Raw genomic sequence first — 16,992 nt, 5'->3', positions numbered from 1 at the left:
AGCCGGCGCTGTCCGCCGGTCCGCTGTGGTGGAGGTCCCAAGATGCCCCTGCAAATGCCTGTGCCGGTTTCCCTGAATACCGCCTGCCTCGTTCACATCGTCGACGGCGACCTGCTGTCGCGCAGCACGCTCTCGCGGGCATTGGGTGCCGTCGGCATCGCCTGCCGCGTCCACAGCACCGGCGCCGACGCGCTGGCCGTGCTGGGCACCGCCTCCTCCTGCATCGTCGTGCGCAACGACCTGCCGGACATGACCGCCATCGAATTCATGGCCGAGGCCTCGCTGCATGGCCATGACCTGCCGGTTCTGGTCGTCACCGAACAGGGCGACGTCGACGCCGCCGTGGCCGCGATGAAGGCCGGGGCGTCCGACTGCATCGCCCGGCCCTTCGCCGTCCCGGCCTTCCTGGATCGGCTGCGCGCCTGCCTGGCGTCGGGCAACCCCCATGCCGAGCAGCGCGACCGCAGCCGCGACGCCGTCCGCCGGCTCGCCCTGCTGAGCCGCCGCGAGTCGGAGGTGCTGGAACTGATCGTCGACGGCAAGCAGAGCAAGACCATCGCCTGGGAACTCGGCATCAGCATCAAGACGGTGGAGGTCCACCGCGCCCGCATCATGGAGAAGACCGGCTGCCGGTCCATCGTCGGGCTGGGCCGCCTGTGGGAAGCGGCGGAGATGCTGCGCGGCCGCGACCTGCCGCGTGCGCTGCCCATTCGCCAACCGGCGATGATGGAAGCGATCGCATCCTGACAGTCCATCCGGGTGCGGCTTTCCAGGCGGAATGACGTTGCCGGGACCGAAGCTTCGAAAATCGGTGCCGGTCCGGTCCTTCTCGTTGGGATCGGCGGGCAGAGGATTGTAAAGTTCTGGAGAAGAGCAACCAGAACGCCGACAGGAGCGGTCCGATGTTCCCCGACCATGGTCACCGTCGCATTTCCGTGGCGTCGCCGGACGATATCGCCACGGCGCGGCGGATCGCGGCGGAGCGGGCCGACGGCGTGCTGGCTGCCGAAGAGGCCGCCCGTTTGGACCGCCTTGTGGCGGCGCTGTGCGGATATGCGTTGAATCGTCCCGATGGGACGCTGCTGATCGCGCGCATGCGGTCCGGAGCCGGGGTCGAGTGCCTGGCGTACGACCGCGATCCCGCAACGGCCGAATTGGCAACGACCGAATTGGCAACGACCGAACTGCCGCCGGACCCGGTCCAGGGGCTTGGCGCCGATCTGGAGGCGGCGCGCCGGCTGGCCGATCGTTTCCACATCCATGCCACGCCGGGCATCGGGTCGGCGCTGCTGGCCCGCGTGCTGCGCCCCGGTGCCGGCGATTCGCCGTTCGCCGACGCCATGGCGGAGGCCGGAGCGGTGATGATCGAGCGGCAGGGTGGCGAAACCGTCCGGCGCGGACCTTTCATCGATCATTGGTTCGTCCGCTGCTCCCCCGCCCGCGGGCCGGACGGTCCCTGCGGGATCGCGCTGATGATCGACGGCGAGACCGAGCCGGATGAGCAGGCGGCCGATCAGGCGGCCGGCGGCGGCGAGAAGGCGCCGTCCGGGCCGTTGACCAGGATGACGCCGGAGGTGATCGCGCAGGTCGAGACGGTGGTCGCCGCGACGGTGCCCGATCTGCCCGCCCCCGTGGTGGTCAACGCCATCCGGCGCGACCTGAGGATTCGGCCCGAATTAGGGCTGTCCCACGATCCGGTCCTGAAGCAGATCGGCCGGTCCGCCCTGGCGATCCTGCGATTCGACGGCAAGGCGGTCGATTACACGGCGCTCGGCACCCTGGCCGGCGCGGTGGTGCGCCCGCAGGAGATCCTGGCGCTCGGCGCCCGCTGGGCAATGGTGGGATTCAATCCGCTGGCTCCGGCGTCGGTCCATCTGCTGTGGGGACCGGGCGATCATGTGGTCCTCTACACCAGCGGATGCGCCCGGCTGCCGGCCCTGTTCATCCACCGCGACCTGCACAAGGTCGATCCCACCCTGGCGGCACTCGTCCTGCTGCGCGACGGCGTGGTGCGCGACGACGACCACACCATCCTGGTCCTGCGAAACCGCGTCGACCGCGTTTCCGCTTCGGCCGGCTGAGTGTCCGTCAGCGGCCCCAGCCATGTGGGCCGCCGGGGCGTTCCCACGCATGCGGGTCGCCGTTATGGTCGCCTCCGCCCCGGTTGCCCCAATTCCCCCGGTTGCCCCAATCCCCTCGATTGCTCCGATCCCCGCGGTTTCCCCAATCCCCGCGGTTTCCCCAATCCCTGTGATTGTCCCACCCCCGCCGGCGCCAGCCGCGGTCGTCATCCCATGTGCGATAGCGGTAGCCGGGCTGCACGACGACCGGCGGCGGCACCACCACGGTCTCGCCATAGGCCGGGTAATAGGGATCATACCCACCCGTGGCGACGCAGCCCGACAGCGCGGCGGCGCTCGCAGCCAAGAGCAGGGCGGTCAGGATCTTGGGGCGGACGATGCTCATGGCCTTGCTTTCCGTTATGCAGAGACCGGACTCGGCGGTGAGGCTGGTCATCGGTACAAACACCTCAGCCCGCCCGGCTATTCCATACCCCCTTGGCGTCAATCCGTTCGCCCACCGATTCATGGGGTGATCGATCATGGATCGGGATGGATGAAACAAGAACTATGAATTTAACATATCCTGTGGACGCCGCCATCCTGCGCTTCGACTTCTTCTCCATCCTTGAAGGCGAGGCCAATCATGAAAGCCATAGGTTACCGCAAGAGCCTGCCCGTCACCGACGCCGACGCGCTGATCGACGTCGAGATCGACCGTCCGACCCCCACCGGCCGCGACCTGCTGGTCCGGGTGGAGGCGGTTTCCGTCAATCCGGTGGACACCAAGCTGCGCCGCAACGCCGCTCCCGCCGATGGCGATCTGCGCATCCTGGGCTTCGACGCCGCCGGCATCGTCGAGGCGGTCGGACCGGATGTCACCCTGTTCCGTCCGGGCGACGCCGTGTTCTATGCCGGCTCCATCGACCGTCCCGGCACCAATGCGGAATTCCATCTGGTCGACGAGCGCATCGTCGGCGCGCGTCCGGCCAGCCTGAGCGTGGCCGAGGCCGCCGCCCTGCCGCTGACCGCCATCACCGCCTGGGAGATGCTGTTCCACCGGCTGGGTCTGCAGCGCGACGGGGGCGAGAGCAAGTCGCTGCTGATCGTCGGCGGGGCCGGCGGTGTCGGCTCCATCGCCATCCAGCTGGCACGCCGGCTGAGCAAGGTCCGCGTGCTGGCCACCGCGTCCCGTCATGAGACCGCCGATTGGGTGCGCGAGTTGGGCGCCCATGACGTGATCGACCACAGCCGGCCGATGGCGGAGCAGGTGAAGGCGCTGGGACTGGCCGGTGTCGATTATATCTTCTCCACGAACGCGACCGACCGTCACTTCCAGGATCTGGTGGAGCTGGTGGCGCCGCAGGGCCGCATCGGCCTGATCGATGACCCCGAGCCCATCGATGTCCGCCTGCTGAAGCGCAAGAGCGTCTCGCTCCATTGGGAGCTGATGTTCACCCGCCCGCTGTTCCAGACCGACGACATGATCGCCCAGCATGAGCTGCTGACCGAGGTGTCGCGTCTGGTCGATGCCGGCACCCTGCGCACCACCCTGACCGAAACGCTGGGGCGCATCGATGCCGCGACCCTGCGCAAGGCCCATGCCCTGATCGAATCGGGCAAGGCCCGCGGCAAGGTGGTTCTCGAAGGCTTCTGACCGGTCGCCGAGACTTGGCCCGCCCCTCTCAACCTGCCAGGGCAAGCGGCGGGCGGGCCGGGTACATGGTCGACAGACTGTCCAGAATGAAGCCGACCAGAGGTTCGGCGAGGCGGCGGTTGCGAGCCGTCTCGCCGAAGATCGCCATTTCGACGTTGCCGAGTTCGGGCAGGCCGTCCTCCGCGCCCAGCCGGCGCACGCCCTCCGGTATGGAGGATTCGCTCAGCACCGCCACGCCCAGCCCGGCACGGACGGCGGCCTGAACCCCCATGACGCTGCCGCTGGTGTAGACCACCCGCCAGGGGCGTCCGGCCTCGCCCAGCGCCGCCAGTCCCCGGTTGCGGAAGACGCAAGGTGCGGGCAGGGCGCAGAAGGGCAGGGGACCGTCGGCAGGGATCTCCAGCCCGGGGGCCGCGACCCAGCGCATCGGTTCGGTCCAGATGCCGCGTCCCCGGTTGTCGCCCGCGTCGCGGCGGGAGATGACGAGGTCGAGTTCACCCCCATCCAGTGCCGAGACCAGTTCGCCACACAGGCCCACCCGCACGTCGATGTGCAGGCGCGGGTGCAGCTTGGCGAAGCGGCGCAGGACATGGGGCAGATGGTCGGACAGGAAATACTCCGCCACGCCCAAACGCAGTTCGCCCTCCGCCGCCGGTTCGGCGAAGCGGCGCACCGTCTCGTCGTTCAGGTCCAGCAGGCGGCGGGCGTAGCCCATCAACAGTTCGCCGTCATGGGTCAGCGCCAGCGACCGGCTGGTGCGCTCGAACACCCGGCGGCCGAGCGTGTCCTCTAGCTTCTTGATCTTGACGCTGATCGCCGACTGGGTCCGGCCCAGCCGGTCTGCCGCCGCGGTGAAGCCGCCGGCCTCCGCCACGGTGATGAAGGCACGCAACGCGTCGATCTCCAGGTCGGGCAGGGACATGAAGGATACATTCCGGATGATGATTGGTGGCATCCATCCTATCGCGAACGTTCATGGATGGCGAGCGACGCATTTGGACAAGCGGCGGCCAAGCCGTTGAAGCGGAGCGGGGGCGTTCTCATTGTCAGCCCCCGGGCCTCGCCGCCCGGATGTCTGACGATGCTTGAGGAGAGAGACGCCCGATGATCCGTTTTCCCGCGCCGGCCGGCAGTTTGGCTCTCGCACTTGCCGCCGCGGCGCTGCTCGCCGGCTGTCAGATGCCGGGCCAGATGCCGCCGCAACAGACCGCCGCGCTTCCGCCGCCGGCAGTGCCCAAGCCGCCGCCCGAGGCCCGCGGCATCTGGATCGTCGGCAGCCCGGCCCTGCGCGGCACCGTTGATCAGGCAGCGGCCAAATACGACGGCGGTCCCGACACCAAGCCGCGCCTGGACGCGCGCGGCACAGCCGTCGGGTTCCGTGCCTTCTGCGGCGGGGTCGGGCTGGATCACCCCGACATGGTCGCCTCCGACCGCCCGATCAGCGCGGCCGAGTATCAGCGCTGCCGCACCGCCGGCATCACGCTGACCGAATATGGGTTCGGGCCGAAGCGCTTCGTCTACGTCAAGGACTCGCACATGATGGCGGTCCCCGGCGTGAACGACTTCGTCGCCAGCTGGAGGCAGAGCGGCAAGCCGGTGAGCGCACCAACGGTGGGGAGCTGACCAGCGGGGAGCCGACTGGCAGACGCGCGCAGTCTTTCCCCTCTGGAAGGGCCGCTTCGCAAGCGGCCCTTTTCTTTGTTTTGGGCGTCTGTGGGAAGCCAGGAGTAGAGCAGTCAATTTGATGGAATTTATTCCAGCATAGTGGAATCATGGGGTGGGTGCCCAAACGGAGACTCCAACCATGACTCACGCCATACGGGCGGCGACGGACGCCGACCTGCCTGCCATCCTCGCCATCCTGAACGAGGCGATCCTCAACACCACGGCAGTGTGGAGCCTGACGCCAAGCACGCTGGAACAGCGCCGTGCCTGGATGGCGGACCGTCAGGCGAAGGGCATGCCCGTTCTGGTGTCTGAACTCGACGGCGCAGTGGTCGGCTTTGCGTCCTATGGCGAGTTTCGCCCATGGGAAGGGTACAAGCACACGGTCGAGCATTCGATCTATGTGGAGTCCTCCGTGCGTGGCAAGGGGATCGGGCGAGGTCTGCTGGCTGCCCTGCTGGATGATGCGAGGCACAACGGCAAGCATACGATCGTTGCCGGCATCGACGCGGAAAACACCGCGTCAATCCGTCTGCATGCCGGCTTCGGGTTCGTCGAAGCCGGCTGCCTGCGTCAGGTCGGCCGTAAGTTCGACCGCTGGCTCGACCTTCTGTTCATGCAAAAGCATCTGGCCGCGTGAGTGCTCACCCCGCCGCGAACAGCCCGCCCTCGTCGGGAGCGTCGGCGGCATCGTCGGCGTTGGGGTCGCCGAGCGCGGTTTCCCAGCCCAGTGCCGGAAGACTGATGGCGCGGGTGTTGCCCAGGCCGCTGCGGCTGGTGATGAAGCCGCGCTGCTCCATGTAGGTCAGCAGGCGGCGGCCACGTCCCTTGGACCGGCTGCCGCAGGCGCGCGCCACATCGGCGTCGGACGGGCAGGGGGCGTGGTCGAGCGCGGCGCGGGCCAGCAGCAGGAAGACCGGCTGGATGTCCTCCGCCAGGGTGGCGGCGACCTCCGTCGCGCGCTGCCAGGCGGGATCGTCGCCGCTGCCGGCCCCGGCGCGGGCGGTCGCCAGACGACGGCGGAAGGCGGGCAGCGCCAGCCGGTCGCCATCCACCCCGCGGCCCCGGCAGCGCACCAGGAAATCCTGGTACAGCACGGCCAGCGAGCGGTAGGGCGCCTCCGGATCGGCCAGAACCTCGGCCAGAACTTGGTCGTATTGAGCCTCGCGTTCGGCGGCCTGCTCAGGCGTTTCCTGCGGCTCCAGCGGCAGCAGGGCCGGCTGTTCGGCGGTGCTGTCGTCGATTGACGGCGGCGGGGCGGCGGGACGGCCGCGCGCCAGCTGCGCCATCAGGTCGGCGCTGGCCGAGGTCGAGGGGCGGCGCACATAGCGCGGCGGCTCCGGCTCGGTCGTGGTGAAGATCAGGTCGCGGGCATCCTCCACCGGGGTGGTCGGCGGCGGCATCAGCGTCGGGCTGCCGGTGCGGCCCTGGGTCTCCACCGCCCCGATGCGCAGCGGCAGCGGCCGGCGCGACAAGGCGGGGCCGAGCGCGATGAAGTGGCCGCGTTCCAGGTCGCGGAACATCTCCGCCTGCCGGCGCTCCATGCCCAACAGGTCGGCGGCGCGCGCCATGTCGATGTCGAGGAAGGTGCGGCCCATCAGGAAGTTGGAGGCTTCGGCGGCGACGTTCTTCGCCAGCTTCGCCAGACGCTGGGTGGCGATCACCCCGGCCAGCCCGCGCTTGCGTCCGCGGCACATCAGGTTGGTCATGGCGCCGAGCGAGACCTTGCGCGCCTCGTCCGACACCTCGCCGGCGGCCGAGGGGGCGAACAGCTGCGCCTCGTCCACCACCACCAGCATCGGATACCAGAAGTCGCGGTCGGCATCGAACAGCCCGCCCAGGAAGGCGGCGGCATGGCGCATCTGCATTTCCGCGTCCAGCCCCTCCAGGTTCAGGACGACGGAGACGCGGTGCTGGCGCACGCGGGCGGCGACCGATTGCAGCGCGGCCTCGCTGTGCTCGTCGGCCTCGACCACCACATGGCCGAAACGTTCGGCCAGGGTAACGAAGTCGCCCTCCGGGTCGATCACCGCCTGCTGCACCCATTGGGCGCTCTGTTCGATCAGCCGGCGCAGCAGGTGCGATTTGCCGGAGCCGGAATTGCCCTGGACCAGCAGACGGGTCGCCAGCAGCTCCTCCAGGTCGAGCGTCGCGGCGCCGCCCGCGTTCGTCGCCCCCATGTCGATGCCGACCTTCATCCCGCTCGCCTCCCACTCACCCGAACCGCCTCCAAGACTGGCGGGGCCTTCCTATAGCGCAGGCGGGCGCAGCGATACGAGGATTCGATTCGGGACGGCCGGGCCGCGGACGGGGAATCACTCTCCGAACGATTGAGCGGCAACGGCGCGGATGACCGCTCCGGTGGTGGGGTGGGTCTTGCGGCGGAGGGTGGTTTGACTATAGTCTTGCGGACAGGAGGGTGCGGCTGCTACCGCACCCCCCGTCCGGTCCGGTTACTTCAGCAGCTCAAGGATCGCCTTGATCAGCTGAAGCACCAGGACCAGGAGTACGAGTGCTTTCTCCACTCTGTCCTCCCAGGTAGGTGGGACGCGGGCGGTGGCCACTCCGCCGCCCGGTTCCCACCATTGCATGCATAGCGATGCGCGGTGGTGCGGGCAATGCGCATTCCACCGCACCGTGTTCAGACCCCCTCTTCGATCAACCCGCGTTTTGATGCGGCTGAATTCCCCGCGTTCCCGACGGGCGGTGGCATCGTGCGACAACGCCGGGCTGTGGTCATGAAAACGCAAACAAGCTCTGTTACAAGCAGATGCCGCCCCACTGCGGGATCGGCGCTGGCGGACCGAGCGATGACTGTGCTGACCACGACCAAAGCCGGGACCAAGGCCGGACGGACGGATAGCGACCGAGCCGAGTCCTATGGCGCGAGCTGGAACGCCGTTCGCTCCGCCGACGGCGATGCTGCGGCGTTCGATTGGGCATCGGCGGTCGGCGCTCTGCGCTACGCCTTCCAGCCCATCGTCCAACTGCGCTCGGGCCGCTGCCATGGCTATGAGGCGCTGCTGCGCGGGTTCGAGCGCACCGGCTTCGCCAATGCCGGCGAGTTGCTGGATGCTGCCGAGGCCGCGGGATTGCTGGCGACGGTGGAGACCGCACTGCACGCCAAGGCGGTCGCCGCCTACCGTGCGCTGTCGGGCTGGAGCGAGGCGAAGCTGTTCCTCAACCTGGACGCCCGGCTGATCGGGCAGCCGGACTCGCCCTGGCTGGCCCGCGATCCGGCGGCGTCGCGCAACAGCGGTATTGTGCTGGAGCTGTCGGAGAGCCGTCCGGTCGCCAGCGGCATCGCGGTGGATGTGGCGGTGGACCGCTACCGCCATGGCGGGGCCGGCATCGCCATCGACGATTTCGGCGTCGGCCATTCCGGTCTGCGGACGCTGTACGAGGCGCGGCCCGATTATGTGAAGATCGACCGCTTCTTCATCACCGGCATCGACGCGGATTCGCGCAAGCGGGCGCTGGTGGCGGCCTTGGCCGGCCACGCCCATGCGCTGGGCATCCTGATCGTGGCGGAGGGGGTGGAGACCGTCGCCGAGTTCTACACCTGCCGGGATCTCGGCTGCGACTTCGCCCAGGGCTTCCTGATCGCTCGGCCGCGGGTGGATTTGACCGGGTTGCCCAACCGCTATGCGATCGTCGAGGATCTCAACCGCCGGGACCGGCGCCAGCCCAGCGAGTCGCACCGCCGCCTGTCGGAGGTGATCGAGCGGCTGCCGCCGCTGCGGGTCGATTCGCGCAAGACCGAACTGCTGGACTATTTCCGCCGCGACGGCAGCGCCTCCATCGCCCCGATCGTGGACGAACAAGACCGGCCACTGGGGCTGATCCGGGAGCGCGATCTTAAACGCTTCGTCTATTCGCGCTTCGGCGGAGAGCTGCTGCGCAACCGTGGACTGGGCGACCGGCTGGACGATCTGGTCATCCGCTCGCCAGTCTGCGACATCTCCATGCCGCTTGACCGGGTGATCGAAGCCTTCTCCACCGAATCCGCCGCCGACGGCATCGTGATTGTGGAGGGCGGCGCCTATGCCGGCGTGCTGTCGGGCGGCGCCCTGCTGCGGCTGGTGCATGAGCGCAATCTGGCGATGGCGACGGACCAGAACCCGCTGACGCGCCTGCCCGGCAACGCCGCCATCCTGCGCCACATCGAAGGGGCGCTGGCCGATGGTGCGCGCGGCCATGTGCTGGCCTATCTGGATTTCGACAACTTCAAGCCCTTCAACGACAATTTCGGCTTCCGCCAGGGCGACCGCGCCATCCTGATGTTCAGCGAGCGGCTGAAGGCCTGGGCCGGCAGCGCCGGGGCCTCCATCGACGCCGACGCTTTCGCCGGCCATATCGGCGGCGACGACTTCTTCCTGGGCGTCAGTGGCGGCGAGGAAGGCGAGGTGCTGGCCCGGCTGACGGAGCTGCTGGCCCTGTTCCGTTCGGATGCCGAGAGCCTGTACGATGCCGAAACGCGGGTCAGCGGCGGGTTCCTGGCCAAGGACCGCTACGGGGCGGTGCGACGTTTTCCCTTGCTGGCGGCCAGCGGCGTGGCCGTGGTGATCCCGCCCGGTTGCCACGGCCTGACTCCGGACACCATCAACGCCGCCATCGCCGACCACAAGGCCGCCGCCAAGGGTGCGGAGGACAAGCTGTGCGTGGTGCGGCTGGCGTGAGACTACGGCGTGATCGCCCCCTCACGCATAATCCCGGAAACTTTCCGCCGTCGCGCGGTCATAGCCCAGGCTGGCCCGCAGGAGCTGCAACGTGTAGGGCTCTCGCGCGGCACCGCGGCGCAGTTCCTCCACCGTCATCTCCTCCACCAGACGGCCGCGGTTCATCACCGCCAGCCGGTCGCACAGGTTGGCGACGACGGCGAGGTTGTGGCTGACCAGCACCATGGTCAGGCCATGTTCGGCCCGCAGGCGGCGCAGCAGGTTCAGGATCTCCGCCTGGACCGACACGTCGAGCGCCGAGGTCGGCTCGTCCAGCAGCAGGATGCGCGGCTCCAGCACCAGGGCGCGGGCGATGGCGACGCGCTGGCGCTGACCGCCCGACAGCTGGTGCGGGTAGCGGAAACGGAAGGCGGAGCCTAATCCGACATCGCGCAGCACCCGGTCGATGCGCGCGTCGGCATCGCCCAGCCCGTGGATGGCGATCGGCTCCGCCAGGATGCGGTCCACCGTGTGGCGCGGATGCAGGGAGCCGTAGGGGTCTTGGAACACCATCTGGCAGAGCTTGTAGAAGCCCTTATGCCGCTTCGGCCCCTGTTCCGTGCCGGCGACCGCGATGCGGCCGGTCCACTCGTCGTTCAGGCCGCTGACCGCGCGCAGGACGGTGGATTTGCCGGACCCCGACTCGCCGACGAGGCCAAAGCTCTCCCCCTCCCGCACCGACAGGGTGATGCCGTCCACCGCCGTGACGGCGTCGGTGCCCTGGCCGAAGCGGACCCGCAGGTCGCGGATGTCGATCATCTCCCTCACCCCTCCAGCCAAGCGGGATCGCGGCTCAGCACCGGCAGGTCGCCCGGCGGCTCGTCGATCCGCGGCAGGCTGGCCAGCAGGCCGCGGGTGTAGGGGTGCCGGGCGGCGTGCAGCTCCGAAGCGCGGCAGCTCTCCACCACCCGGCCGGCATACATGATGAGGATGCGGTCGCAGAAGGAGGCGACGAGGTTCAGGTCGTGGCTGACGAAGATCATGCCCATGCCGCGCTGGGAACAGAGGTCGTCCAGGATCGCCAGCACCTGCATCTGCACGGTGACGTCCAGCGCCGAGGTCGGCTCGTCGGCGATCAGCAGGTCGGGGTCGGGGATCAGCATCATCGCGATCATGATGCGCTGGCCCATGCCGCCCGACACCTCGTGCGGGTAGCGGTCATAGACCCGCTCCGGATCGCGGATGCGCACGGCGGCCAGCATTTCCAGCGCGCGGCGCCTGGCCTCGGCCGCGCCAGCCTTGCTGTGGACGCGGTAGGCCTCGGCGATCTGGCGGCCGACGGTCATCACCGGGTTGAGGGAGTATTTGGGGTCCTGCATCACCATGGCGATGCGCCGGCCGCGGATGTCGCGCATGCGCCTGGGCGACGCCGCCAGCAGATCCTCGCCGTTGAAGGCCAGCCGGTCGGCGGTCACCCGGCCCGGCGGCGGCACGAGGCGCAGGATGGAGCGGCCGGTCATCGACTTGCCGGATCCCGACTCGCCGACGATGCCCAGCTTCTCCCGGCCCAGCGTGAAGGAGACGCCGCGCACCGCCTCGGCCATGCCGGTGCGGGTGGGGAAGGCGACGCGGAGGTTGGAGACTTCCAGAAGGGGAGTGTCGTCGGCCATCGCTCAATCCCCCTTCGGGTCCAGCACGTCGCGCAGCCCATCGCCCAGCAGGTTGAAACCCAGGCTGACGATGAAGATGGCAAGGCCGGGCATGGCGGCGACCCACCATTGCTCCAGCACATATTGCCGGCCGCTGGCGATCATCGCCCCCCATTCCGGCAGCGGCGGCTGGGCGCCGAGACCGAGGAAGCCGAGGCCGGCGGCGGTCAGGATCACGCCGGCCATGTCCAGCGTCGTCCGCACGATCAGCGAGGCGACGCACAGCGGCATGATGTGGCCCAGGATGATGCGCAGGCTGGAGGCGCCCTGCAGCCGGGCGGCGCTGATGAAATCGGCGCGGCGGACGGTCAGCGTCTCCGCCCGCGCGATGCGGGCATAGGGCGGCCAGGAGGTGATGGCGATGGCGATCACCGCATTCTCGATGCCGGGGCCGAGCGCGGCGACAAAGGCCAGCGCCAGGATCAGCTTGGGGAAGGCCAGCGCGATGTCGGTGATGCGCATCAGCACGGTATCGACCCAGCCGCCGAAATAGCCGGCGACCGTGCCGATCACCAGCCCGGCCAGCGGTGCCGTCGCCGCCACCAGCGCCACGATCATCAGCGTCAGCCGTGCGCCATGGATCAGGCGGGAGAGGATGTCGCGGCCGAAGGCGTCGGTGCCCAGCCAATGGGCGGCGCTCGGCGGCAGCAGCCGGTTGTTCAAGTCCTGGGCATAGGGGTGGTAGGGCGCCAGCACAGGGGCCAGCGCCGCGACGACGACCAGGGCCAGCACGATCAGCAGCCCGGCGACGGCCAGCCGGTTGCGGCGGAAGGACGTCCAGCCGGCCCAGGCGCGGCCCAGCCGGGCCTGTCCGCGGGACTGCGGCGTGTCGGTGGTCAGCCAGTCCCGCCATGTGGCGGATCGGGTGTCGGTGCGCGCGGTCATCGTGCCCGGGGATCCAGAAGGCGATAGAGCAGGTCGGACAGCAGGTTCAGCGCGATGAAGACCGCGCCGACCACCAGCGTCCCGCCCAGCACCGCGTTCATGTCGGCGCTGAGCAGCGAATTGGTGATGTAGAGCCCAAGGCCGGGCCAAGCGAACACCGTCTCGGTCAGCACCGACCCCTCCAGCAGCCCGGCATAGGACAGGGCGATGACGGTGATCAGCGGCACCGCGATGTTGCCCAGCGCATGGCGCCAGACCACACGGGTCTCCGACATGCCCTTCACCCGTGCGGTGGTGATGTATTCCTGACGCAACTGGTCCAGCATGAAGCCGCGCGTCATCCGCGCGATGTAGGCGACGCTGTAGAGCCCGAGAATGGCCGACGGCAGAACCAGATGCTGCACGGCGTTCCAGAAGATCTCGGTCTCGCCGGCCAGCAGCGCGTCGACCGTGACGATGCCGGTCACCGGATCGACCATCCCCTCGTAGAAGACGTCGACCCGCCCCGGTCCAGGCACCCAGTCCAGCTTGGCGTAGAACAGCAGCAGCGCCATCAGACCCAGCCAGAAGATCGGCAGCGAATGACCGATCAGGCCGAGCAGGCGGATGGCATGGTCGGGCCAGCGCCCGCGATTGACGGCGGCGAACACCCCGGCCGGCACACCCAGCACCGCGCCGATGACGACCGCGACCGTCGCCAGTTCCATCGTCGCCGGGAAGACGCGCAGCACATCCTCCAGCACCGGGCGCGAGGTCAGCACCGAGGTGCCGAGGTCGCCCTGAGCCACGTCGCCGACATAGTGGAGGAACTGCTGCCACAGCGGCAGGTCGAGGCCCAGCTGCGTGCGCATCTGCGCATAGCTTTCGGCATTCGCCCGGTCGCCGAGCGCGGACAGCACCGGATCGATCGGCACCACGCGCCCGATCAGGAATGTGACCAGCAGCAGGCCCAGCAGGGTTGCGGCCACCGTGACCAGCAGGGTCAGGCCGCGTTTCAGCGTAGGCAAGACGACTCCCTCGCGGTTGGACGCGCCCAGTCGAACGCGCTCAAGGGAATCACAGTCGGGGCTTTGTGCAAAGCCCGTCAAGGGCATAGGGGATATGGGGAGGTGGTTGCTGCGTGTGCTGCGTGTGCCCCCTCCCCAACCCTCCCCCGCTGCGCGGGAGAGGGAGTCGGTTGCAGAGCGGCGGAGTTCCCTCTCCCGCTCAAGCGGGGGAGGGTTGGGGAGGGGGCATCCGCCGCTTGAACTGAACCCTCAGCTCACCACGTCCCCGCCGGGCTGGGATCGCCATGGGCGCCGGCGGCCGGCTCGTGGTGGGCGAGCCAGCGTTCGGCCTCGAGCGCCGCCATGCAGCCCATGCCGGCGGCGGTGACCGCCTGACGATAGACCTTGTCCTTCACGTCGCCGGCGGCGAAGACGCCGGGGATGTTGGTGGCGGTCGAATCGGGCACCGTGACGATGTAGCCCGCGTCGTCCATCTCCACCTTGCCCTGGAAGATGCCGGTCGCCGGCACATGGCCGATGGCGACGAAGACGCCGGCCACCGGGATCACGCGCTCCTCGCCCGACTTGACGTTCTTGACGCGCACGCCGGTGACCGCGCGCGGGTTGCCCATCGTCCCGTCGCCCTCGCCGACGATCTCCTCGACCGTGCTGTCCCACACCACCTCGATCTTCGGGTGGCGGAACAGGCGGTCCTGCATGATGCGTTCGGCACGGAAGCTGTCGCGGCGGTGGATGACCGTCACCTTGGTGGCGTGGTTGGTCAGGTACAGCGCCTCCTCCACAGCGGAGTTGCCGCCGCCGATGACCGCCACCTCCTTGCCGCGGAAGAAGAAGCCGTCGCAGGTGGCGCAGGCCGACACGCCGAAGCCGCGATAGATCTCTTCCGTCGAGATGCCGAGCCAGCGCGCCTGGGCGCCGGTGGCGATGATGACGCTGTCGGCGGTGTAGGTGTCGCCGCTGTCGCCCTTGCAGACGAAGGGACGCTGAGTGAAGTCGACGTCGGTGATCAGGTCGAACACCATCTTCGTGCCGACATGCTCCGCCTGCTTCTGCATCTGCTCCATCAGCCAGGGGCCCTGGATCGGATCGGCGAAGCCGGGGAAATTCTCCACATCGGTGGTGATCATCAGCTGGCCGCCCGGCTGCATGCCCTGGACCATCAGCGGTTCCAGGTTGGCGCGCGCGGCATAGATGGCGGCGGTGTAGCCGGCCGGGCCGGCGCCGATGATGAGGACCTTGGTGTGGTGCGTGGTGGCCATGGACGTGATCCCGCAAAATCCCGGCGAAGGGGAGTCGTGATTAAATCGGTTCTAGAAGCCGAACATATGGTCGAGGCTGAAGGCGCTGTCACCTGCAAGGCAGCCATGGTAGCCGAACAGGCGGCAGGTGGTGTCGCGGATCAGCACATAGGCATGATCGCCCGCCGCAATCCGTTCCGCTTCCGAAAACATCTCGTGATAGCGCCAGAAACGTGAGCCGCCACAGGGGATTTCCAGCCGCTTCCGCGCCACCTCCACACCGTCGCGGCGCCGCAGGATCAGCTTGGTGTCCGACAGGGCATGCCATGGCGTCGAGGCAGGGTAGACGAGGTGGCAGAGCGTGTCCCACGGATCGGTGCCCAGCCGCAGGAACAGGCGGGTCGACAGACCGGGCGGACGGCCATGGTAGCTCTGCGGTTCGTCGCGGTAGACCATCGCCATGTTGAACATGTGGCTGCCGAAGCTGGTCTCCGCCACATGGCCGGTCTTTACGTCCTCGTAACGGACCAGCGCGTGCAGCCAGCCGTCGGCAACCGTTCCGGCTTCGAAATCATAGACCAGTTCGACGTGGCCCCAAGCGTCGACGACCGTCCGGTCGGCGACCAGCCCGGTGACGTCCAGCGCCCGGCTGTCGGAGCGCTTGAGGTTGCCGAAGCGGTGTTCCGCCACCGCCTCGCCGTTGCGGTCGTAGACCACGGCCTTCACCGGCAGCTCGGTTTGCGCCGTGCTCATCGGGGTGGGCAGCAGGGTGGTGCGCCAGCGGCCCATCGGCAGCAGCGGCGCCGGCAGGATGTGGCCCTTGCCGACCACGCCCTTGTCCACCACGCCGCCGGTCAGCAGCGGCAGCTTGGGGTCGGGCTTCAGGTCGGTGCGCTCCACATTGGCGTGGGCCATGCGGCGGCGGCCGTCTGCGGCGACGATCTCGTAGCGCGGGCGGACGAAATGCTTGCCGGCCTGCACCTCGAACTGCTGGGGCCAGCGGGCTTCGGGAAACAGGCTGGCGATGTCCAGTTCGATGGTGGCGAAGGCCGGGACGGCGCGGTCGAGCACGCGGATTTCCGGCGACCCCATCAGGTTCAGCCCGACGGCACCAGCCGGGATCGGGGTGGGGTGGCTGTTCTGGATCCACAACGACACCCGCTCTCCCTCGCGCGGGGCGGGCAGGCCGGCGTAGAGGTCGGCCGGCCAGGCGTTGGCGTCGTGGGTGCAGGACAGCACCGTGTCGTCGTCGCCATAGGTGTCGAGGGCGTATTTGACCACGTCATGCCCGGCGGCGCCGATGATGTGCAGGAACAGCGACCCGCAGAAGGGGGACAGGTTGAATCGCTCGCGAACCTGTCGGCTGTCGATCACCACGGTTCCGTCCGACGGCGGCATCGGCTCCGTCCAGTCGGCGATCGGGCGGCCTTCGCCGTCGAACAGGCAGGCCCACAGCCGGGTGCCCTTGGCGCCGTAGCGCGGCCAGTAGTTGGCAGACACCACGCGGGTGTGGTGGCCGTCGCCGTCGCGGAACCAGGCGAAATTGGTCGCCCAGTTGAACTTCGACAGGTAATGGCCGGGGTCGTTCAGCATGTCTTCCGGCACGCGCATGGCGTCCAGCGAGACGACACCCGCCTGTTTCGGGATCAGGTGGGCGATGTGGCCTTCCAAGCGCTGCGAATCGAAGGCGACGATGAAGACAGTGCGGGCGCCGCTGGCCGGCAGGTCGGTCACCGGGCGGGCGGCGTGGCCGAACACCTCTTTCCCCACCTGCTCCACGTCCTGGACATAGATGCCGCAAACCGGCACCGCCGACAGGTCATAGAACTCCGCCAGCCCCGATAGCAGGCCCATCGGGTCATAGACGGCCACCGGGCCGTATGAGGCCAGTCGCGCGATCAGGATCGCAGCCTTGGGCGCCGCCAGCGGATGGCCCACCGCCTTGAAGAAGCTGGAGCCGCCGGTGACGTTGGAAAAGGTCTCGATCAGAAGGGGCATCAGGGCACACACGCGCGATAGCAAAGCCAGGGCGTCGGTTATAGCCCCTTCGGCAGGGTAGGCGACAGTGATTTGCAGGCGACCGGATTATGTCGGAGCGCATGTGCGTTTCCCG

At 68.7% G+C, this 16,992-nt stretch carries 15 protein-coding genes; 6 read left to right on the top strand and 9 right to left on the bottom strand.

Annotation, left to right across the window (positions count from 1 at the left end; genetic code table 11):
* The first annotated feature begins 42 nt into the window (after positions 1-42).
* Positions 43-747 (top strand): response regulator transcription factor, encoded by a 705-nt coding sequence (locus ACWPKK_RS10975; protein WP_324868948.1) that lies wholly within the window; start codon positions 43-45, stop codon positions 745-747.
* A 155-nt stretch (positions 748-902) separates the two neighbouring features.
* Positions 903-2,081, top strand: a complete 1,179-nt coding sequence (locus tag ACWPKK_RS10970) for a hypothetical protein (protein WP_452003724.1) — start codon at positions 903-905, stop codon at positions 2,079-2,081.
* Positions 2,082-2,088: 7 nt separating this feature from the next.
* On the opposite strand, the gene ACWPKK_RS10965 is transcribed toward ACWPKK_RS10970, so the two are convergent.
* On the bottom strand, positions 2,089-2,466 hold the full coding sequence (locus ACWPKK_RS10965; protein ID WP_452003721.1) for a hypothetical protein: 378 nt from the start codon (positions 2,464-2,466) through the stop codon (positions 2,089-2,091).
* A 240-nt stretch (positions 2,467-2,706) separates the two neighbouring features.
* On the opposite strand from ACWPKK_RS10965, the gene ACWPKK_RS10960 reads away from it, so the two are divergent.
* Complete coding sequence (locus tag ACWPKK_RS10960) at positions 2,707-3,717, top strand: zinc-binding alcohol dehydrogenase family protein (protein WP_452003718.1); 1,011 nt, start codon at positions 2,707-2,709, stop codon at positions 3,715-3,717.
* Between the two features lie 28 nt (positions 3,718-3,745).
* Here the strand turns inward: ACWPKK_RS10960 and ACWPKK_RS10955 are convergent, their stop codons facing one another.
* Complete coding sequence (locus tag ACWPKK_RS10955) at positions 3,746-4,639, bottom strand: LysR substrate-binding domain-containing protein (RefSeq protein ID WP_452003715.1); 894 nt, start codon at positions 4,637-4,639, stop codon at positions 3,746-3,748.
* Between the two features lie 182 nt (positions 4,640-4,821).
* Here ACWPKK_RS10955 and ACWPKK_RS10950 point away from each other — a divergent pair, with 182 nt between their 5' ends.
* Both ACWPKK_RS10950 and ACWPKK_RS10945 read left to right on the top strand, forming a co-directional pair.
* Complete coding sequence (locus tag ACWPKK_RS10950; RefSeq protein ID WP_452003712.1) at positions 4,822-5,340, top strand: substrate-binding domain-containing protein; 519 nt, start codon at positions 4,822-4,824, stop codon at positions 5,338-5,340.
* Positions 5,341-5,521: 181 nt separating this feature from the next.
* Positions 5,522-6,022 carry an N-acetyltransferase family protein gene (locus ACWPKK_RS10945; RefSeq protein WP_452003709.1) on the top strand — a complete coding sequence of 167 codons (501 nt, stop codon included), beginning with the start codon at positions 5,522-5,524 and terminating at the stop codon, positions 6,020-6,022.
* Positions 6,023-6,026: 4 nt separating this feature from the next.
* Here the strand turns inward: ACWPKK_RS10945 and ACWPKK_RS10940 are convergent, their stop codons facing one another.
* A complete protein-coding gene (locus tag ACWPKK_RS10940; RefSeq protein WP_452003706.1) occupies positions 6,027-7,580 on the bottom strand; it encodes a helicase HerA domain-containing protein in 1,554 nt (517 codons plus the stop codon).
* A 612-nt stretch (positions 7,581-8,192) separates the two neighbouring features.
* Here ACWPKK_RS10940 and ACWPKK_RS10935 point away from each other — a divergent pair.
* Complete coding sequence (locus ACWPKK_RS10935; RefSeq protein ID WP_452003703.1) at positions 8,193-10,061, top strand: GGDEF domain-containing protein; 1,869 nt, start codon at positions 8,193-8,195, stop codon at positions 10,059-10,061.
* A gap of 21 nt (positions 10,062-10,082) precedes the next feature.
* Here ACWPKK_RS10935 and ACWPKK_RS10930 read toward each other — a convergent pair whose 3' ends face one another.
* The 6 genes from ACWPKK_RS10930 to ACWPKK_RS10905 all read right to left on the bottom strand — a co-directional run bounded on the left by ACWPKK_RS10930 (position 10,083) and on the right by ACWPKK_RS10905 (position 16,877).
* Positions 10,083-10,859 carry an ABC transporter ATP-binding protein gene (locus ACWPKK_RS10930; RefSeq protein ID WP_452003700.1) on the bottom strand — a complete coding sequence of 259 codons (777 nt, stop codon included), beginning with the start codon at positions 10,857-10,859 and terminating at the stop codon, positions 10,083-10,085.
* A 5-nt stretch (positions 10,860-10,864) separates the two neighbouring features.
* A complete protein-coding gene (locus ACWPKK_RS10925) occupies positions 10,865-11,710 on the bottom strand; it encodes an ABC transporter ATP-binding protein (RefSeq protein WP_452003697.1) in 846 nt (281 codons plus the stop codon).
* Positions 11,711-11,713: 3 nt separating this feature from the next.
* On the bottom strand, positions 11,714-12,634 hold the full coding sequence (nikC, locus tag ACWPKK_RS10920) for a nickel transporter permease (RefSeq protein WP_452003694.1): 921 nt from the start codon (positions 12,632-12,634) through the stop codon (positions 11,714-11,716).
* Positions 12,631-13,641 (bottom strand): ABC transporter permease, encoded by a 1,011-nt coding sequence (locus ACWPKK_RS10915; RefSeq protein ID WP_452003691.1) that lies wholly within the window; start codon positions 13,639-13,641, stop codon positions 12,631-12,633. The genes nikC and ACWPKK_RS10915 overlap by 4 nt, the downstream gene beginning before the upstream one ends.
* 254 nt (positions 13,642-13,895) lie before the next feature.
* Positions 13,896-14,900 (bottom strand): thioredoxin-disulfide reductase, encoded by a 1,005-nt coding sequence (gene trxB, locus ACWPKK_RS10910; RefSeq protein WP_452003688.1) that lies wholly within the window; start codon positions 14,898-14,900, stop codon positions 13,896-13,898.
* A 51-nt stretch (positions 14,901-14,951) separates the two neighbouring features.
* Positions 14,952-16,877, bottom strand: coding sequence for a hypothetical protein (locus ACWPKK_RS10905; protein ID WP_452003685.1), 1,926 nt, complete (start codon positions 16,875-16,877; stop codon positions 14,952-14,954).
* Between the last annotated feature and the right edge of the window lie 115 nt (positions 16,878-16,992).

The organism is Azospirillum largimobile, from assembly GCF_977007025.2.
This window is presented reverse-complemented; position numbering and strand designations above follow the sequence as displayed.

Bases quoted from the DNA above. Each gene is read 5' to 3' on its own strand.
- ACWPKK_RS10975 (WP_324868948.1), top strand. From the start codon at position 43: ATGCCCCTGCAAATGCCTGTGCCGGTTTCCCTGAATACCGCCTGCCTC.
- ACWPKK_RS10970 (WP_452003724.1), top strand. From the start codon at position 903: ATGTTCCCCGACCATGGTCACCGTCGCATTTCCGTGGCGTCGCCGGAC.
- ACWPKK_RS10965 (WP_452003721.1), bottom strand. From the start codon at position 2,466: ATGAGCATCGTCCGCCCCAAGATCCTGACCGCCCTGCTCTTGGCTGCG.
- ACWPKK_RS10960 (WP_452003718.1), top strand. From the start codon at position 2,707: ATGAAAGCCATAGGTTACCGCAAGAGCCTGCCCGTCACCGACGCCGAC.
- ACWPKK_RS10955 (WP_452003715.1), bottom strand. From the start codon at position 4,639: ATGTCCCTGCCCGACCTGGAGATCGACGCGTTGCGTGCCTTCATCACC.
- ACWPKK_RS10950 (WP_452003712.1), top strand. From the start codon at position 4,822: ATGATCCGTTTTCCCGCGCCGGCCGGCAGTTTGGCTCTCGCACTTGCC.
- ACWPKK_RS10945 (WP_452003709.1), top strand. From the start codon at position 5,522: ATGACTCACGCCATACGGGCGGCGACGGACGCCGACCTGCCTGCCATC.
- ACWPKK_RS10940 (WP_452003706.1), bottom strand. From the start codon at position 7,580: ATGAAGGTCGGCATCGACATGGGGGCGACGAACGCGGGCGGCGCCGCG.
- ACWPKK_RS10935 (WP_452003703.1), top strand. From the start codon at position 8,193: ATGACTGTGCTGACCACGACCAAAGCCGGGACCAAGGCCGGACGGACG.
- ACWPKK_RS10930 (WP_452003700.1), bottom strand. From the start codon at position 10,859: ATGATCGACATCCGCGACCTGCGGGTCCGCTTCGGCCAGGGCACCGAC.
- ACWPKK_RS10925 (WP_452003697.1), bottom strand. From the start codon at position 11,710: ATGGCCGACGACACTCCCCTTCTGGAAGTCTCCAACCTCCGCGTCGCC.
- nikC (WP_452003694.1), bottom strand. From the start codon at position 12,634: ATGACCGCGCGCACCGACACCCGATCCGCCACATGGCGGGACTGGCTG.
- trxB (WP_452003688.1), bottom strand. From the start codon at position 14,900: ATGGCCACCACGCACCACACCAAGGTCCTCATCATCGGCGCCGGCCCG.
- ACWPKK_RS10905 (WP_452003685.1), bottom strand. From the start codon at position 16,877: ATGCCCCTTCTGATCGAGACCTTTTCCAACGTCACCGGCGGCTCCAGC.